Raw genomic sequence first — 17,374 nt, 5'->3', positions numbered from 1 at the left:
GTGGAAGTGACACCCGGGTCCAGCCGCTTTTGTAAAATTTACCTCAACGAAAATAACAGGAAGCGATATAAAATTGTTTAAGCAAAATTTTAGATTATAAAGGATAAAATTCAAGAAGCTGCGCTATAGTATGGTTCATTAATTACTAATTTTACCTTACTAAAAAAATGTTAATTTTTTCTTAATAAAACAATTGTAATGTCTTACCTGTTTAATTTTGTTATTAATGATTTTAAATATAAGCAGAAAAGCACCAAGGGTTTATATTCTTTATTATTATGAAATTGAAATGTATCCTGTTTTATTTTATCCTTACAATTTGCTTAATAAGCACATCTTCTCTCCACGCGCAACTCACTAACGCTGAAAAGAATGAATTATTCTATAAGGTTGATAAGGCCATAGGTAACCTGCAAACCGTAGTGTATAAATTGAACTATAATACAAAATTTTTTGCCAGGAGGGATACTATTTTTGAAACGGCAATCTGCTCTTTGCGTATAGCACCCAAAGACAAATTAAAAGCCTATAATATTGTAGATTTTGAATATAAAGATGCAGCTATGCATACCTTTGGCCACCGAAAATATGATGGCAATAAAGCGTTGTGGATTACTTATTTTAATCTTGATTCCCTCCATAAAGCTATAAATCCGGAAATATTTACAAAAAAAAGGCAGGTCAGGGCAGTGGTTGAAAATTACCAAAATTCTCTGCTTGAAGAATACCTTTTTACCAAAAATCCCATGGGCAGCCATGATATTATGTCCGGTTTAATACCCGTAACAGAGGAAACACTGCATGGCACACCGGTATATGTAATACATATAAAATATGTGGACACGGCAGACTACAAGGATAATGTTGCCAAGCACTATATAAGGAAATCAGATTATTTGCCCATAGCGTATTATTCTACCATGAAATGGGAAAATATGGAACAATATCGGTATTATGAAGTAGACTACCTGGCTATAAATCCTGATTTACCGGTGGAAGCGTTTACGGTCAGCAAAGAAGAAAAAATTGATGGTGAGCAGCGTTATCAGGCGTTTAAAGAAAAACAAAAAACTAAATAATCAGCTATCTTATGAAAAGCAAAGGAGCCCTAATTAGTATACTATTTGTTTTATTTGCGTTATCTTTTACGTTCAAAGGCAATGCACAAACAAAAACTAAAATAAAATCACTTCCCGATTTAGAATTTAAACTTCACAACGGGCAAACAGTGAAGCTGACCGAACTGAAAGGCAAGGTAGTACTGCTTGATTTTTGGTACAGGGGCTGTTATCCCTGCCTCAAGGCTGTGCCTCACCTCATTGAGCTGCAGAAAGAATTTAAAGATGACCTGGTTATTATTGGCATTAATGATTATGATATACAGGAGGATGTTGTAGATTATTTTAATTATAAAAAAGCTAATTATATATCCACATTCAAAACAAAAAGCGTGCTTTATAAAACTTTTAATGTGGAAGTTTTCCCTACTACGATGTTATTTGACAAAGAAGGTAAGCTGGTCAAAACAGATATGGGGCTAAGTGAAGCCGGGATGCGTTCCCTTCGCCGGGCCATAAAAAAAGCAGTGCAATAACCCGGGCAGTGACATGACTACCTCATCAGGCTAAAATGCCCTTTTACAGTCCTGCCGTTATCCAGCTGCACCACATACCAGTAATCTGTAGCCGGTAGCGGGGTGCCATTGTAGAGCCCTGTCCAGCCCTGCCCGCGCGGGTCAATATCGGCTAGCAGTTTCCCAAAACGGTCAAATACATAAATTTTACTGTCCCTGTAAAACAGCGCATTTACACCTATAATGTTCCAGGTATCATTAACGCCGTCGCCATTAGGGGTGAAGAACTTAGGGATGCCCAATACGGCAATTTCCTTGGCGGTAACGCCACATCCATTAGTGTCATACACATAAACGGTATGTATCCCCGGCGATACATTTTCAAAAACATTTGATGGGCCATAAGGTCCGTCAGGTAGGTCTATACTGTACAGGTATTCGGTAGCTACATTATTCGCGGGTGCTGCATATACGGTAACGATATTATTATTCCTAAGGTCCTGAATATCTACGTCTGTAATTACAGCCACATCTGACGCCGTAACCGTTATGGTACGCGTGCGGCTGCAACGTGCAGCATTGGCCGTACTGGTAACCGTTACGGTATAGGTACCGGGCTGGGTTACACCTATGGTACGTGTAGTTGCCCCTGTAGACCATTCATATTCAAAAGAAGGATTATTACCTGCCACACCTGCATCAAGGGTTACCGGCTGCCTTGTATTGAGGCATACAAGCGCTTCACCGGTAATGTCAATATCGGGCAGGCGCCTTACAAAAAGCCTTATTTCCTGTAATGCCGTGCAGGCATTGTTAGTTTCAATACGGGCATATACATTCTGCTGGATTGGTAGGGTATTGGTAAAATCAGCAGTAACAGCGTTTTGTTCCAGCAGGGCATCATTGGCTGTGGCAAAATACGTTACGGTATTGGCTCCGTTTTCAATCCCCGCTTCACGAAGGTTGAATTGCGTAAAGCCATCTTCTGTGCCGTCATCATCGCAGGTTTCAAGCACTATAGGTGTTGTGGTATTGGCGGAAACGATGAGTTGTAGCGGCACCAGCCTGAAACAGCCCGACTGGGCATTGCCAACCCTGGCTGTTATTTGTTGCGGATTTGTTGTATTACTGAACAATAGGGGCAGGGGGGCTGTATTGTTTTGTGCATCGGCGCTGTTGGCAAAATACGTTACGCTTAATCCGCTGATCCCGCCCGTGAGCTGGCCGTCAGCTTCCGAAAGGTTAAACTGCGTGAGCCCGTCAGGAGTAACGGAAAGGTCGCATTGTGTAAGCGATGCGCCTGTGACGGCAGGAGGCAGCGGAGAAACATTGAGGTGTATCTCCACTATAGCCGAACAAGCAGGGAAAGCAGTATTGGTTATGCGTGCAAAAACAGTTTCCCGGTCAGGCACTGTATTATAAAAGTTATTGGCAAGGGTATTAATTTCTGCCTGCGCATCGGCCAGTGAAACATAATATCTTGTAGTAAATAGGGTGTTGTTGATAACCAGCGCCTGCGATACCTGGCTGAGGTTAAAGGTGGTACGCCCGTTGCTGTCATCGCCATCGGCTGCATCATCGCACAGTGTAAATTCATCGCTGCCCACAACAGCTGTATTGGCAGCGGTAACCGTAAATGATGTTGTTACATAACATGCAGGGTTTACCTTGCTTTGCACGCGAGCATAAATAGTTTGCGGGTTCAGTGTGTTCATGTAGGCATTAGCCGCCAGCGCTGACGTATCAGCATCAGCATTAGCCTGGCTGTTATAATACTTTACTTCATATAATGTGCTGCTCTGGCTTCCCAATATCAAAGGAGTATTTACCGTCAGGTCAAACGTAGCGCTGCTATTATTGTCACTGTCACATTCCACAAGGTTTTGCGGTGCATTAGCCACAGGGAAAGTGGTTATGGTGATATCCTTAGTGCTTGTTTTGGTTGTTCCGTCTTTAGTAACAGTGGCCGTAACTGTATAGTTACCTGGCTGTGCATATACATGGGTAATGGCCGGGACAGTTAGTTCGGCTGTTTCAGGGGTCCCGTCTCCAAAATTCCATTTTACGGTATCAAAGGCAGTGTTAACATTCAGGCTCAGGTTTGTCTGGTCACCCAGGCAGGTGTTGACAACCTGTATGCTTACCGAAAAAACAGAGGTGATAAAAGGGGGAAGGCCAAGCGTGCATGTGGCATCGGGAGGGCCTCCTATGGGCTGCGCCGCCGACTGGTAGTCACATAAAGCGCCGTCTGCTTCAGGATTATTGATAACATCCAGTGCAAGGCCTCCATTTACGGTCCTGTATATTTTACCGTTAGGCCCCAGTTGTATAGCACCGGATTGGCCATCATTAACAATAGTTACTTTAGAAAGTGATATGTTGGCTGCTTCAAGATTAAACTGTAATACACTGCCCTGGTTGGTTACGTATAGCTTTTTGGTTTCCCTTGAAAATTCTATTCCGTAGGCAGAATTAGTATCTGTAATTTTAACAGCGTTTGATACCACTCCTGTAGCATTATTGAAGTCGTATAGATAAACAACACCATTTTGCGAAACCTGTCCGGTTTGTGTACCTACCTGGTTGTGCGCTATAGCCAGTTTGGTGCCATCAGGCGATGCTTTTAAGTACCCTATTGAGTTTCGCCGGTAGCCTGAAATTGGCACCACTGGGATTATAGTGGTTACAACCGGAGCTTCATTAACCCCGGCAGCATCAACTTTAAACGCATAGAATTTATCTATAAAATGAGTGATAACCCAGTAGCCATTACCGTCGGCTGTTTTTACAGCTGTAATTTTTTCGGAACATTTGTATTTTTGTTCTTCCGTGCTGAGGGTGTTATAAGTAGTAAGCGAGCGGTTCCGTATGGTGATATTCCCTATACTGCCATTAGCACCTGTAACAGACAAATCTACTATTGAATACTTGAAGCCATTGTTAAAACCATCATCAGCAGCCGGCACTGTACCATTCTGGTCTGAGTATACACCATTAAACTGATTGGGCCATACCGCTGCATTATCATGGTGGGGTTCATCAACAGTGAAAATATAATATAAATTTGGATTAGCGGGATTGGGTATAATAATACCGGACTGTGTACTGGAGGGATCACCATGAAGCCCGGTGCCAGTATCATAATTGCCGTTTGGCATTTTTAGATGGTTCCTGTCCCACACGTTCCTGCCATCGGTATAGAACAAAAGGTTTCCATCCGCGTCCGAAATCGTGCTGCACCCTTCCGTAGTGGCTATTTGCCCTCCATTTAACGGCACTACCGTGCCATCAGGAAGGAATCGTATACCGGCTTTTTGCCCAAAATACCAGTTATCTGCCTCGCCTTGTGCCAAAGCAGGTAAAGCTGAAAATGAAAGAAAGCATAGTATTAATAGTCGTTTCATTTATAAAGATGATTTATCGCAGCATGGCAAAATGCCCTTTTACAGTACGGCCGTCTTCCAGCTCAAGCAAAAACCAATAATCGGTTGATGGCAGCCTGCTGTTATTATAGATGCCGTCCCATCCATGGCTTGTACCGCTGAACCGGGTCAGAATTTTACCAAACCGGTCAAAGATAGTAACAATAGACTTAGGTTGTGTAAAAAGATATTTTACCTGCCAATAATCGTTTATGCCATCGCCATTAGGGGTGAAAAATTTAGGATAATACAGCAGCACGACTTCACGTTCTGCTGTTTTACAGTGGTTTTTAGCCCGGACATATACCTTGTATATACCCGGATCAAGTCCATCAAATACAGGATTGTCACTAAAATCTTCACCATCTGCCGAAAATTCAAAGCCTTGCGGATCAGGCATCACTATAGTTATAGAATTATCATGGTATGTAAAATCAACAACCTCTACCGAAAACTCTATATCGGGTAAAGGTAAAATATTTAGGGTAAATGGCTTAATATCAAAACCAAAGCACCCGGTAGTATTTTCAAGCCTTGCCCATAGTGTTTCTGTTGTATAAGCGTTGGTATTCTGGTATAGGCTGTTTACCGGGTTCACTTCATTCCGGGCATCTTCCTCTGTCCTGTAGAACCTTACAAATGTCTGGTTGTTACCATTCATAAGCAGCGCATTGTTGACTGTAAGGTCAAATATTCTGTACCCGTCGTTATTGACATCACAAAGCGAAAGGTCAGCGGGCTCGCCCGCATCAAGCAGTTCTACTACTTTAACTTCAAAAACGGTTATGCTGAAACAACCCGTAAGTGTATTGGTAAGCCTCACAAATACAGGCTGAGGATTTACCGTATTACGAAATGCTGCCGGGTTGCTTATCCTATTAGTACCCGCGACTGCGTCAGCCTCTGAAATATAAAAGGAAAATGCTACATTTTGTTGCGGGCCCCACAGCATTTGCGCATGTGTTTCAAGATCAAATACGTAAGACTGGTCGTCAGTTGCATCACTATCGCATTGTTCCAAGTTTAGCGATATGCCGGGGTGATTGTTAAATATAGGTAATGGATTAACCCTGAGGGCAAATTGCTGTAATGTAAAGCATTTTGTTACCGCATCGGTAATCCTCATATATATTACCTGCGGATTTGTAGTATTAGTATAGGCTTGTGGTGCCGTTATGACATATGTGCCAGCTATAGCTTCGCCTTGTGTAGTATGATAAGTTATGGACACATCAGGTTGTGTTCCCTCTAACATGTCGCGGTGTATGGTGAGGTCAAATACGGTTTTTCCGTCACTGACCCCATCATTATCACATGCTTCTAACGTAAGGGAAATCCCCTGCGGATTCATAAATACTGGCTCAGGCCTAACCTTAAGTTCAAAACTCAGTATGTTATGGCATCCACTCGCCGCATCATCAAACCTTATATATATAATCTGTGGGTTAGAAATGTTTTGATAAGTTGAAATACCTGTAATGCTGTTAACAGCGTTTGTGGCATCACTTAAACTAACATAATATGAGGTACTTATGCCTTGCTGGCCGCCAATAAACATTTCCTGATGTCGCGCAAGATTGAAAACAGCTGTCTGGCTTCCGGTACCTTTATCACATTCTTCAAGATTAATATTGATATTTTGCGGATTATTGAAAAACGGCAGCTGCTTCACCTTAATGGTAAACGGGAGTATATTAAAACACCCTGTTACGTTATCATCCAGCCTCATAAATATAGACTGTGTAACTGAGGTATTGGTATAATTATTTGGAGTGGGTATAGCATTGGCCTGCTGTAAAGCGTCAGCCTGGCTGGTATAATAACTGATAGTGGCATTCCGCCCATTAATGAGCATAGCACGGTGTAGGGTGAGGTCAAATGATGTGAAGCCATCATTATTACCGTCCCTGTCACATTGCTCAAGGTCCAGTGGGACTGCCAGCGGGTTGTAAAATTCCGGATAATTTACACGTATAGTAAATGTTTCTGTAGCGTAGCATCCTGTAAAAATATTCGTCATCCGCATGTATAGGGTTTGAGGGCTGGATGTGTTCGTATACGCTCCGGGTGAGGGTATGGCATGTGTGCCGGTGGTGGCGTCATTAAGGTTTACATGATAGGTAAGCTCCACATCATCCTGGCCGCCTATGAGCATTGCCGCATGGGTAGTAAGGTCAAAAGTTTCAAAGTTATCAAAAATTGTGTCTCCATCACATTTTACCAGGTCTATTGAGATATTCTCAGGATTCAGGAATACAGGTATTTCATAGAAAGTTGCGGTTCCGGTCCATTCTATTGAAAAGTTCCCAAAACCGTGTGGCCTGTCTATAATGATATAGTAGGTTTCGTTGTCCTGCACTACCATCTCCCTGATATAACTGTTCCCGTTGAATCCCGGCCCTTCAGACACGTCAGTTTCCGTACTGTTCATGCCCGTAAGGTTGTTAGTTTGTCCTGCCGCAAGAGGATTGGTGGTAGAGCAACGTACTGCGGTGCCAAGATTGTTGCAGCTAACGTTAGGGCCGAATATCCAGAAGTCAAAATCAATAACAAGGTCGTCTGTCGCAGGTACCAGATTAAATCCGAGTGTGCCGCCGTCATTAATAAGTATTTTAAGCCAGATGCTGTTGTATTCCTGGCTGAAACAGGCGTTATTACCGGCACTTAGTTCCTGTATACCAAAACCTGTTGCCGCCAGGTCGTTGTAAGTGCCGTCTCCGCACACAATAATCGCATCAACACAATTATTTTGTCCGAAAGCTATTGCGTTAAGCCATAATGATATAAATATGACGGCGAAAAATTTCACGGCATAGCAATGTTAATTTTTTCTATAAAATTAAAAAAAAATCATCGTAACATTGAAAAATGCCCTTTAATTGTCCGTCCGTTGCCTAATTTTAACACAAACCAATAATCAGTTGAGGGTAAAGGGGTTCCGTTGTAAGTTCCATCCCAACCCCGGCTGGAGCTGCCAAATCGCTGTATTAGCTTACCGAAACGGTCAAAAACTGTTACTTCGGCGTCAGGCCTCGTCTGGAGGAATGGTATCCGCCAGTAATCATTCACACCATCGCCGTTTGGAGTAAAAAAACGTGGATAGTCAAGCACGTAAACGACTTTATTATAGATTGGTTCACAACCGTTAATATCCTTTATATATATTTTAAAATCCCCGGCGCCGAGGCCTTCAAAAAAAGGTTCTGGCTGGTAGTGGATACCATCAAGCGAATACTCATAGTTGCCGGTACCGGTGGGCGTTATAGAGATGGAATTGTTACTGCCGGCAAAATCAATAATATCTATAGCTGCGCCTGTTGCCGGACCCGAAGCTGATACAGTGTACGTTTTTGTCCCCCGGCAGCCGTTACTGTTTGTTAAGGTTACGGTATATGTACCGGGCAAGGTTACATTTACTGAAGGAGTATTTTGTACAGGATCTGTATTCCAAGAATAGGAAGTATAAACACCCGGGTAAAGTGTAATAATATTATCTGCACATACGATTTTTTCTTCAGGAGGCAATGCTTCAAATACATCAACAATAAGCTCAACAGGCACTACATCATAGCAGCTCCCCGCATTGTTAACCCTGGCATATATTGTTTGCGTTCCCGGAACGGTGTTCCTGTACTGTATTGCTGTAAGCGGATTCTGGCTTAGCAGCGCATTAGTGAGTGTAGCAAAATAAGCTACCTGGAGGCCAGCCGGCTGGCCTTGTAATATCTCGCTATTTTTTAAGGTGAGGTCAAATTGTGCCACACCGTCATCAGTACCGTCCTCATCACACGCAATAAGCGGTGAAGGCGCATTTATTACTACCGTAGAGGTTGTAAGCAGGACAGTACTTATAGTAAAACAGCCATACCTGTTCAAGGCCCTTGCATATACCGTCTCGTTTGCAGATGTATTTTGGTACTGGCCGGTACCGGCTATAGCATTTATCTGTGCGGTAGCATCGGCTAAAGTTCTGTAATAAGAAACGGAAACACTGGCATTCCCACCTGTAATTTGCTGGTCAGCCTGCGTAAGGTTAAAGATGGTTATACCATCAGTATTATCATCGCATTGCGATAATGTATATGCCCCAGGCTGAGGTACTGCGGCGTATTCAACCTGAATTTCACCTTTTGCAAAACATGTAGTACCTAATTGTACTTCAACCCGATACAATCCCGGGGAGTTTACCGTGTAAGCGGGATTTATTTCTCCATCAAGTGCTGCCCCGTCTTTAAACCACTGATATCCTGCTGCACCGGGAGTAGTGGCATCAAGCGCAAGTTGCTCGCCTTCGCATAAGGGATTATTTCTCAGTAATAGCCTGTCAGGGCCAAGCTCAATAGAACTTGCAAAACTGTTAGCCGCAAGGAATATGGCTGAATCGTATAATGTATCACCCTGGTCAGCAATGACAAGTTTTATATGATAGGTTAGGCCGGCTGTAACCTGTGCTTCCGCGGTTAAAATCTGGGTCTGGCCATTAAAATTTGTAGGCGAATCATCACTGTTAAAGCTCCCGAAAAATTCAGGATTAGCAGGAGGGCATGTACTCCCAGTCCCTCTTACGGTAGTCACTTTTACAGGGATAGTAGTGCCTGGTATGACTGCCAGGTTTTGGTAATCTCCCGGCGCGCCCACCTGTTTTAACAGGAAAGCAAAACCATCAGAATAATTACAGACCTCACCCTGAAAATCAGTATATTCTTCTGACGCAAAAATATACTGGAAGCTGATATTATTGGTAAAAGGTACAAAATCAAATTCAAGTACTGTTGCGTTATTAGTATCGTTAATATCAAGTGCCAGTTCCAGGTCCTCGTCGCCACCCCATGAAACGGTGCCTTCGCTTTGTATTGTTGTATTTGGCCCTTGAGCTGCTTCGGCAAATCCACTGCTTAGGAGTATACCGCTACTAAAAGGAAAATTGGCCGCAGACGTAAAATATCCATGGCTTTTACTTCCAAAACCTGGCCTACCCTGCAGGCTTACGTTGCTCACCTGTGCACACGAGCCATCAACAAGCGTTTCTGCCAGCTGTTGTGCCGTAAAATTTTGGTTTACAATGATATTTTGTGCTGATAGTGCTGAAGAAATGAAATACAGCCAAGCTATACCAAAAAGATACAGTTTACAATGAATGCATTTTAATAATTTATAATCAATGAAGTGGTGAACCCTTTTCATAGCAGGCAATAATGTGTAAATGTATGAAAAATCAACGCAGCATTGCAAAGTGCCCCTTAATTGTACGCCCATTGCCAAATTTTAACACGAACCAGTAATCAGTTGAGGGTAAGGGTGATCCGTTAAAAGTTCCATTCCAGCCACGGCTGCTGCCGTTAAATTGCTGTATAAGTTTGCCAAACCGGTCAAAAACAGCTACTTCGGCATCAGGCTGGCCCTGCAGGAACGGTATGCGCCAGTAGTCGTTAACGCCATCGCCATTTGGGGTAAAAAAGCGGGGGTAATCAAGCACATAGATTATCTGAATATATACCGGCCCACAACCGTTAACATCTTTAATATGAACAGGATACTCGCCAGAACTTAAATTCGAAAAAAACGGATCCGGCTGGTAAGTAATTCCATCCAGGGAAAATTCATAGTCACCAACACCGTCTGGTACTATAGCAATGCTGTTGTTATTGCCCGCAAAATCATTTATTGTAATATCAGCCCCGGTAGCCGGCCCTGAGCCAACTACAGTATACGTTTTTGTACCCTCACATCCGGTAGTGTTCGTAAGGGTTACTTTATAAACACCCGGCTGACTAACAGTTAGTGTTGGTGTGTTTACAGTCGGTGTTACATCCCACTCATAAGTATTATAATTCCCTGGATTTAAAGAAATGGTTGTACCCGCACAAAGGGTTATGGTTTCATCTTCAATAGCTTCTCCAAAAGTATTTACCATAAGGTTAATAGTTGCGATGCCGTAACAGTCGCTTCCGCCTGAAATCCTTGCATAAACTACCTGGCTTGTGGGTATTGTATTTGTGAAACTTGCCGGGGACGTAATTTGGTTTGTTATTAAAAGGGCGTCAGCAGCAGATGTGAAGTACCGTAGCTGCAAGCCCGGGGGCAAGTTTTGCAGTATGGCGGTTTGTGCATCCGTAAGGTCAAAGGAATAAAAACCGTCGTCAGCCCCGTCATCATCACAGGCTGAAAGCATCGTGCTGCTCACGGTATTGTTTGATGTTGAAAGTGTAACGGTACTTACACCGAAGCAGCCAAACTGGCTTTCTACCCTTGCATATACCTGCTGGTTTGGTGTTGTATTAGTAAAAGTTCCCGGATTGCTTATAAACCCTGTACCCTGCTGGCCCGCATTTGCCGCTGTAAGGGACGTATAATAGCTGACAGCCAGTTGCGGATTATTATTAATTAAATCATTAGCCAGCAAGAGGTTGAAGGTAGCAATCCCGTCAGAATTAGTATCACATTGCAATAGCGTTGCCGTTGTTGCCGCTATGGGCTGCAGGTACTCCACAACGGTTTCCCCTCTGGAAAAGCACGACCCGTTGAGTTCTACCTCAACCCTGTAGGTGCCCGGCTGGGTTACATTATACACCGGGTTACCGCTGGCTGAAGGCTGTAATACGCCATTCCTGTACCAAAGATAATTGGTTGCCGCCGGATTGGTAGCATCCAGCGCCAGGGTTTCGCCATTGCACAATGCATTTCCCAAAGCTTCCAGCCTGTCGGGGCCAAGGTCGGTAGTGGCATTAAAACTGCCTCCTCCCAGGAAGATGGCCGAATCATATAGCCCATTGCCCTGGTCAGCCACTACCAGCTTTATGTGGTAGGCAGTACCGGCTACTACATCGGCTTCGGCAGTGAGTATAACTGTCTGCCCATTAAAATTCACAGGGGAATTATTAGGGTTAAATCCGCCAAAATAAGCTTCATTGGCAGGCGGGCAAACCCCGGCCCCCCTTACCGTATTTACCCTCACCGGGATGTTGGTACCCGGAATAAGGGCCAGGTTCTGATAGGGGCCCGAGCTTCCGGCCGGCTTTAGTAAAAAAGCAAACCCATCTGTAAAATTACACTGGTTAGGCGAATTGATACTGGTAAGGTATTGTTCTGATGCAAAAATGTAATCAAAGCTGATACGGTTGGTGAGGGGTACAAAATCAAATTCAAGAATAGTGGCATTGGTAGTACCGCTAACACCCAGAGCCACTTCAAGGTCACTGTCGCCGCCCCAGCCTGAGCCGCCCTGGCTAAGCAATGAACTGTTAGGTCCGGGAGCTGATGCCGCAAAGCCCGTACTGAGTACTATACCGTTACTAAAAGGAAAGGCTGAGGAACCGGCTGTAAAGTATCCGAAACTTGGCCCGCCTGAACCTCCTGCCCACCCGCTGGCCGATACATTGGATACCTGTGCGCATGAGCCGGACACCAATGCGTCAACCAGCTGCTGCGGGGTATAGTTATCATCAACCTGGATAAACTGCGCCGAAATACGGGGGGAGCATATTAAGGCGATTAGGAGGTGTAAGTAAACAGAGTGTCTGATCATAGCACCTGCAAAGATACTATAAATCCCTTCTCTTTAAAATCCTGTAGGACATTAACATAAATAATGCAGTCCATACAAGCACTATAACAATATCATGCCACTGTACACTATAATCTTTAACAAAAACCGGCCCTTTGCTCACCTGGTTCTCTATGGCCTGTACGGCTTCAAAACGGGTAAATGGTTCTTTAATAAGGTTGCTCATGGATTCAAGAGGCAAAAACCCCATTATTTTATCAGGCATCGGGCTGTTCTCTTCAAAAATCCTGTATGCAAGGAGCAGGTGTATTATTTTTTCGATAATAAACCATATCACGATAAATCCAAGGGCAAAAGCCGATCTTTTTACAAGCATGCCTATAAATAGACAGAAAGAAAAAAATGCTGTCAGCTTTATAAAAAACGCGCCTATATATTCAAGGCTGCTAAATACTATCGAGGCTTCATCATAAGAGGAAAAGCTGTAGCCCAGGATAAGGGACAACAGGAAGATGAACACCGTAGAGCTAAACGCGAAGAGTATAACAGTAAGGAATTTTGATTTAATAAATTCTTCCTTGCTTAAACCGTCAATAAGGTTTTGCTTTAATGTGCCATAGGTATATTCATTAGCCATCATGGATACTATCACTACGGCAAGGAAAATCTTTCCGAGTGCAGCCATGAAGGTATTGAAGTGCCATATATAGGGAAAGTTGAAGATACCCTGGTCAGCAAGGCGGAATTCTACCCCAAAAAGGGTTATTTTTATGGATGCCATCAGGGCAATAAATGAAAGTATTATGAAGTAGCTGAGGATTAAAACCCTGCTGGCTCTGTTTTTCCAAAGCTTCTGTAGCTCTATGCTTAAAAGTCGTTTCATGATTGGGTTAAGATGATTGATTGGAGGTTAGCTCAAGGAACTGCTCTTCCAGGCTGTTGGTGCGTTTTACAAGATGGTCAAGACAAATCCCGTTGCTGAAAAGGTAGCGGTTAAGCTCACCCGGTGTAAGCGGCTTTGCTGCATGTGCAATAAGCTTTTCTTCGGCTTCTTCAACCCTGCCAATAGCAGGATGCTGTTCCAGTAACTGTTTTAGCGCTATATTATCGGCTGCCTGTAGTTCAAAAAAGCCTTCATTGGATATCATCCCATGCACGGTGCCGCTGTATAATACCACTCCCTTCTGTAACACTACCACATGGCTGCATACTTTTTCAACCTCATCAAGCAGGTGCGATGCCAGCAATATGGTTGTGCCACCCGCAGCAATTTCTTTAACCAGGTCCCTGATCTGGCGGATGCCTTGCGGGTCGAGCCCGTTCGTAGGTTCGTCAAGTATAAGTATTTCAGGATCATTAAGTAATACCGAAGCTATGGCAAGGCGTTGCTTCATGCCCAGGGAAAAAGTACGGAATTTGCTGTCTTTCCTTTCCCAAAGCCCTACAAGTTCCAGTTTTTCCTGTATCTTGTGCAGTGGCGTGCCTTTAATCCTGCATACCAGCTTCAGGTTGTCAAATGCTGTCATGTAGGGGTAAAAGTTAGGACGTTCTATTATGGCCCCCACTTTCTTCAGCGCCTCATGTGTCTCCATGCTGCCGCCGAACCAGGTATAGCTGCCGGAAGTCCTGTTCACTACATTGAGTATTATGCCAAGCGTGGTTGATTTGCCACTGCCGTTGGGCCCGAGTATGCCGTACACGTTGCCTTTTTTAATTTCAAAAGACGCGTTCTTTACTGCGTGTACCTTCCTGAACTTCTTATCAAGGTTGGTTATGGTTAAGATGGTGTCCAAAATAAACTGTTGTTGGTTTATTATCCAGACGAGCAATAACAGCGTTTGTTACGGAAAAAGTTTTCCAGGAGGAATTTGCAGTCAGGCCTCCTGGTATCCGTTGCATCCTACTGCTACCTAAAGATTATTCAGCTGGTTCGATTTTTTGTCATCGCTTATTGTCCAGAAGAAGCCCACAAAAAAGAACCTGTCGGCCGGCTGTGTTATTGCCTGCCGTGCAAAAATGCCGTCAGGCCCTGCGTTGTTGGCGTAGGTATAGCCAAATATATTTTCGTTGCCTGTTACATTGGTAACAGAAAAGAACAGTATTTTCTGCTGGCTTATCAGGTAGGCCCAGCTAAGGCTGAGGTTGTTGTAGCTTTTGGTAACGCCGTTCATAAACAGGTCTTCATTTGGGTTGTTATAAGGCCTTCCTGAATTAAAGGAATACGTAATGCCTGCCTGCGACCTGAGGCTTTCTATCCAGTATTTGCCTACTATGGAAAAATTGTGTTTCGCTACAAACGATGGCGTTACTGATGCCGTATAGTTCCTGAAATCCCTCTTGCTGTCAATAAAGGAGTAGGATACCCAGTATTCCAGGTTTTTTACCAGCCTGTTATTATCCCGCCAGAAAAGGTCTAAACCTGTAGCATAACCGCTTCCGCCATTAGTAAAAACCGAATTGTACTGCGGTGCAGCAGTATTGTACTTCACAAGGTTGTCATAATTTTTATAGTAAGCTTCAGCCCTGAAGGTCCTGCCTTCAGCATTATACATGTAATTGATGATATAGTGGGCTGTTTTTTCGTATTCAAAGTTTTTGTAGTACTTCAGGTAATCCTGTCGCGGGGTTTGGTAAAAATCACCATAGGCCAGCGATAGCTGGTCATTATCTGAAAGCTTATACGCCAGAGACACGCGCGGCTCTAAAGTAGCATCGCCTGTAATGCGGGAAAAAGAGCTCCTGGCACCTGCCTTTACGGCAAATTTTTTAGAAAAGAAATAATCGGTTTCAGCATACAGTGCAGCTATATAATTATTGTACCCGCTGGTAAAATTAAGGCTGGCCGGCTCATTATAATCTTCTGTAAAATCAGTTATAAAGTAATCGCCCCCAAAGGTAAGCTTCACTCTTGAAGAAAAGCTCTGGCGGAACTTCAGTTTCAGGTGTGAGGCATGTTCGCCATTATTTACTGTGTTGGCATTAAGGCCTATATCATTATGGCTATATCCGTAGCTAACACCCGCCGTAAGGCTCAGGCCGCTTCCAATAACGCCGTTGTAGGAAGAGTTAAGGTAAAAATTAGTATTGGTTATGGCTACACGCACCGGCGCAGGCTCATTGATGTCTTCCTGGTTCAGGTCAAAATCAGCATGGTCAAATGCAGCGTAAAATTTAAAAAGCCCGTTCTCATATTTCCGGCGGAAAACAGTTTCACCTGAAAGCGACTGGTATGGCTTGTTCCAGTTAACATTTTGCGGCACTATCCACTGGTACGGCTGCAGGTTGATGTACGACAGGTTAACACTGAGCGCATTCCTGTCTTTCCATTTTTGGGTGTTGCCCAAGCCTAATCCTACGGTCATAAATGCAATATCGGTCTGCTCCTGCAAAGGCTCATCTATAGTGTTAAGGAGCAGCACACTTGAAAGCGCCTCTCCAAACTCAGCCGAATAACCGCCTGTTGAGAACGTCATCCCGCTGAAAAGGAAAGGAGAGAATCGCCCGCGTGTGGGCAGGTTGTTTGCCGTGGCGCCATAAGGCTGTGCCACGCGTATCCCGTCAACAAAGGTTTGTGTTTCCTCGGCTTCGCCACCCCTTACAAAAAGCCTTCCGCTTTCGCCAACGGTCTGCGTACCGGGAAGTGTCTGCAGCGCAGCTATTATATCGCCGGCTGAGCCTGCCGTAGTAACAATATCCAGCGGTTTCAGGGCATTTACTTTTGAATTGTCGCCGGCGCTAAACGTACCTGCCGAAATAACCACCGCATCAAGCGTATTCACATTTTCGCGCATGGTAAAGGTTTTTGGCTTGTAAGCCTCAATAACTATAGGCTCCCTTACATCTTCAAGGGAGAGGAATGTTATTACAAGTGTTTGTTTACCCGTTGTAGCAGCCTCAAAAGAAAAGTTCCCTTCGGCATCGGTTACTGCGCCATCATAAGTGCCTTCAATAAAAACATTCGCCGTAGGTACCGGCAGCCCTTTTTGGTCTACAACCTTACCCGAAATAAGGGTTTGTGCCCCTGCGGTTAAAAAAACAAGTAACAATGCAAGTGTAATGATTGGTTTCATCAGGTTTGTTTTTATAAGGCAAAGGTGCATCTGCCGGCCCGCAAAATAAAGTAAAAGTAACCGAACTGTAAATTAGTAAGGATGAATTGGAACCTACGGTGCCAAAGTATAAGTGAAATCGTATAGCGTAAAGCCATGGGGGCAGGTTTATCTAAAATTTCCGATTTTCCAAAAAACAAATTCAAAATTTAAATTTTACCTTTGGGGCTCACTAAATTTTAATGTTATGGTTTATAAATTCAGAGTGATACTTGATGCGGAAGAAGATATCTTCAGGGATATCGCGATTATGGAAGATGACACGCTTGAAGACCTTCATAATGCCATTGTTAATGCATTTGGGTTTGACGGCACAGAGCTGGCGTCATTCTACACCTGCGACGATGAATGGATACAGGAAGACGAAATACCGCTTTTTGATACCGGTGATGTGGCAGGAGAACAAAAAACCATGGCCGACTACCCGCTTAACAGCCTGCTTGACCTTGACAGGACAAAGATTATTTATGTATATGATTTTATGAACATGTGGACCTTTTTTGTAGAGCTTGCCGCTATAGACCAGCCGGAAAGGGGCGTTGCCTATCCTGACCTGCTTTTTGCCCATGGAATAATGCCTGCGAGCGCGCCCGAAAAAGATTTCGGAAGTGATGATAATGACCTATATGGCGATTTTGAAGACGACTATGATGAAGAGGATATGGGCCTCTTTGACGATACCGATAACCTTGAAGACCTGGGCTTTGACGAAAGGAACTGGAATTAGCAGCCGTTTCTTTCTCTAATAAAACCAAAGAAAAAGTGA

The 17,374-nt window shown here is 43.8% G+C and carries 10 protein-coding genes; 3 read left to right on the top strand and 7 right to left on the bottom strand.

The window, feature by feature from the left end; translation table 11 throughout:
- Nucleotides 1-278 precede the first annotated feature (278 nt).
- Together CHU92_RS08520 and CHU92_RS08515 are read left to right on the top strand one after the other, a co-directional pair.
- On the top strand, nucleotides 279-1,079 hold the full coding sequence (locus CHU92_RS08520) for a hypothetical protein (protein ID WP_094414586.1): 801 nt from the start codon (nucleotides 279-281) through the stop codon (nucleotides 1,077-1,079).
- An 11-nt stretch (nucleotides 1,080-1,090) separates the two neighbouring features.
- Nucleotides 1,091-1,594, top strand: coding sequence for a TlpA family protein disulfide reductase (locus CHU92_RS08515; protein ID WP_094414584.1), 504 nt, complete (start codon nucleotides 1,091-1,093; stop codon nucleotides 1,592-1,594).
- Nucleotides 1,595-1,611: 17 nt separating this feature from the next.
- On the opposite strand, the gene CHU92_RS08510 is transcribed toward CHU92_RS08515, so the two are convergent.
- From CHU92_RS08510 to CHU92_RS08480, 7 genes are all read right to left on the bottom strand, one after another.
- A complete protein-coding gene (locus CHU92_RS08510) occupies nucleotides 1,612-4,977 on the bottom strand; it encodes a T9SS type B sorting domain-containing protein (protein WP_094414582.1) in 3,366 nt (1,121 codons plus the stop codon).
- Between the two features lie 13 nt (nucleotides 4,978-4,990).
- Nucleotides 4,991-7,804 carry a T9SS type B sorting domain-containing protein gene (locus CHU92_RS08505; RefSeq protein ID WP_094414580.1) on the bottom strand — a complete coding sequence of 938 codons (2,814 nt, stop codon included), beginning with the start codon at nucleotides 7,802-7,804 and terminating at the stop codon, nucleotides 4,991-4,993.
- 41 nt (nucleotides 7,805-7,845) lie between these two features.
- Nucleotides 7,846-10,179, bottom strand: coding sequence for a choice-of-anchor L domain-containing protein (locus CHU92_RS08500; protein ID WP_165764618.1), 2,334 nt, complete (start codon nucleotides 10,177-10,179; stop codon nucleotides 7,846-7,848).
- Between the two features lie 31 nt (nucleotides 10,180-10,210).
- Nucleotides 10,211-12,520, bottom strand: coding sequence for a T9SS type B sorting domain-containing protein (locus CHU92_RS08495; RefSeq protein ID WP_094414576.1), 2,310 nt, complete (start codon nucleotides 12,518-12,520; stop codon nucleotides 10,211-10,213).
- Nucleotides 12,521-12,536: 16 nt separating this feature from the next.
- Nucleotides 12,537-13,382: an ABC transporter permease gene (locus CHU92_RS08490; protein WP_094414574.1), complete on the bottom strand. Its 846-nt coding sequence runs from the start codon at nucleotides 13,380-13,382 to the stop codon at nucleotides 12,537-12,539.
- Nucleotides 13,383-13,389: 7 nt separating this feature from the next.
- Nucleotides 13,390-14,292 (bottom strand): ABC transporter ATP-binding protein, encoded by a 903-nt coding sequence (locus CHU92_RS08485; RefSeq protein ID WP_094414572.1) that lies wholly within the window; start codon nucleotides 14,290-14,292, stop codon nucleotides 13,390-13,392.
- 117 nt (nucleotides 14,293-14,409) lie between these two features.
- On the bottom strand, nucleotides 14,410-16,569 hold the full coding sequence (locus CHU92_RS08480; protein ID WP_094414588.1) for a TonB-dependent receptor: 2,160 nt from the start codon (nucleotides 16,567-16,569) through the stop codon (nucleotides 14,410-14,412).
- A 226-nt stretch (nucleotides 16,570-16,795) separates the two neighbouring features.
- On the opposite strand from CHU92_RS08480, the gene CHU92_RS08475 reads away from it, so the two are divergent.
- Complete coding sequence (locus CHU92_RS08475; RefSeq protein ID WP_094414570.1) at nucleotides 16,796-17,335, top strand: IS1096 element passenger TnpR family protein; 540 nt, start codon at nucleotides 16,796-16,798, stop codon at nucleotides 17,333-17,335.
- Nucleotides 17,336-17,374 lie beyond the last annotated feature (39 nt).

Origin of the sequence: Flavobacterium cyanobacteriorum (assembly GCF_002251835.1) — a bacterium.
Lineage (GTDB): Bacteria > Bacteroidota > Bacteroidia > Flavobacteriales > Flavobacteriaceae > Flavobacterium > Flavobacterium cyanobacteriorum.
This window is presented reverse-complemented; position numbering and strand designations above follow the sequence as displayed.

What these genes read in the sequence shown, in the direction of transcription:
- CHU92_RS08520 (WP_094414586.1), top strand. Translation starts at nt 279, where the DNA reads ATGAAATTGAAATGTATCCTGTTTTATTTTATCCTTACAATTTGCTTA.
- CHU92_RS08515 (WP_094414584.1), top strand. Translation starts at nt 1,091, where the DNA reads ATGAAAAGCAAAGGAGCCCTAATTAGTATACTATTTGTTTTATTTGCG.
- CHU92_RS08510 (WP_094414582.1), bottom strand. Translation starts at nt 4,977, where the DNA reads ATGAAACGACTATTAATACTATGCTTTCTTTCATTTTCAGCTTTACCT.
- CHU92_RS08500 (WP_165764618.1), bottom strand. Translation starts at nt 10,179, where the DNA reads ATGAAAAGGGTTCACCACTTCATTGATTATAAATTATTAAAATGCATT.
- CHU92_RS08495 (WP_094414576.1), bottom strand. Translation starts at nt 12,520, where the DNA reads ATGATCAGACACTCTGTTTACTTACACCTCCTAATCGCCTTAATATGC.
- CHU92_RS08490 (WP_094414574.1), bottom strand. Translation starts at nt 13,382, where the DNA reads ATGAAACGACTTTTAAGCATAGAGCTACAGAAGCTTTGGAAAAACAGA.
- CHU92_RS08480 (WP_094414588.1), bottom strand. Translation starts at nt 16,569, where the DNA reads ATGAAACCAATCATTACACTTGCATTGTTACTTGTTTTTTTAACCGCA.
- CHU92_RS08475 (WP_094414570.1), top strand. Translation starts at nt 16,796, where the DNA reads ATGGTTTATAAATTCAGAGTGATACTTGATGCGGAAGAAGATATCTTC.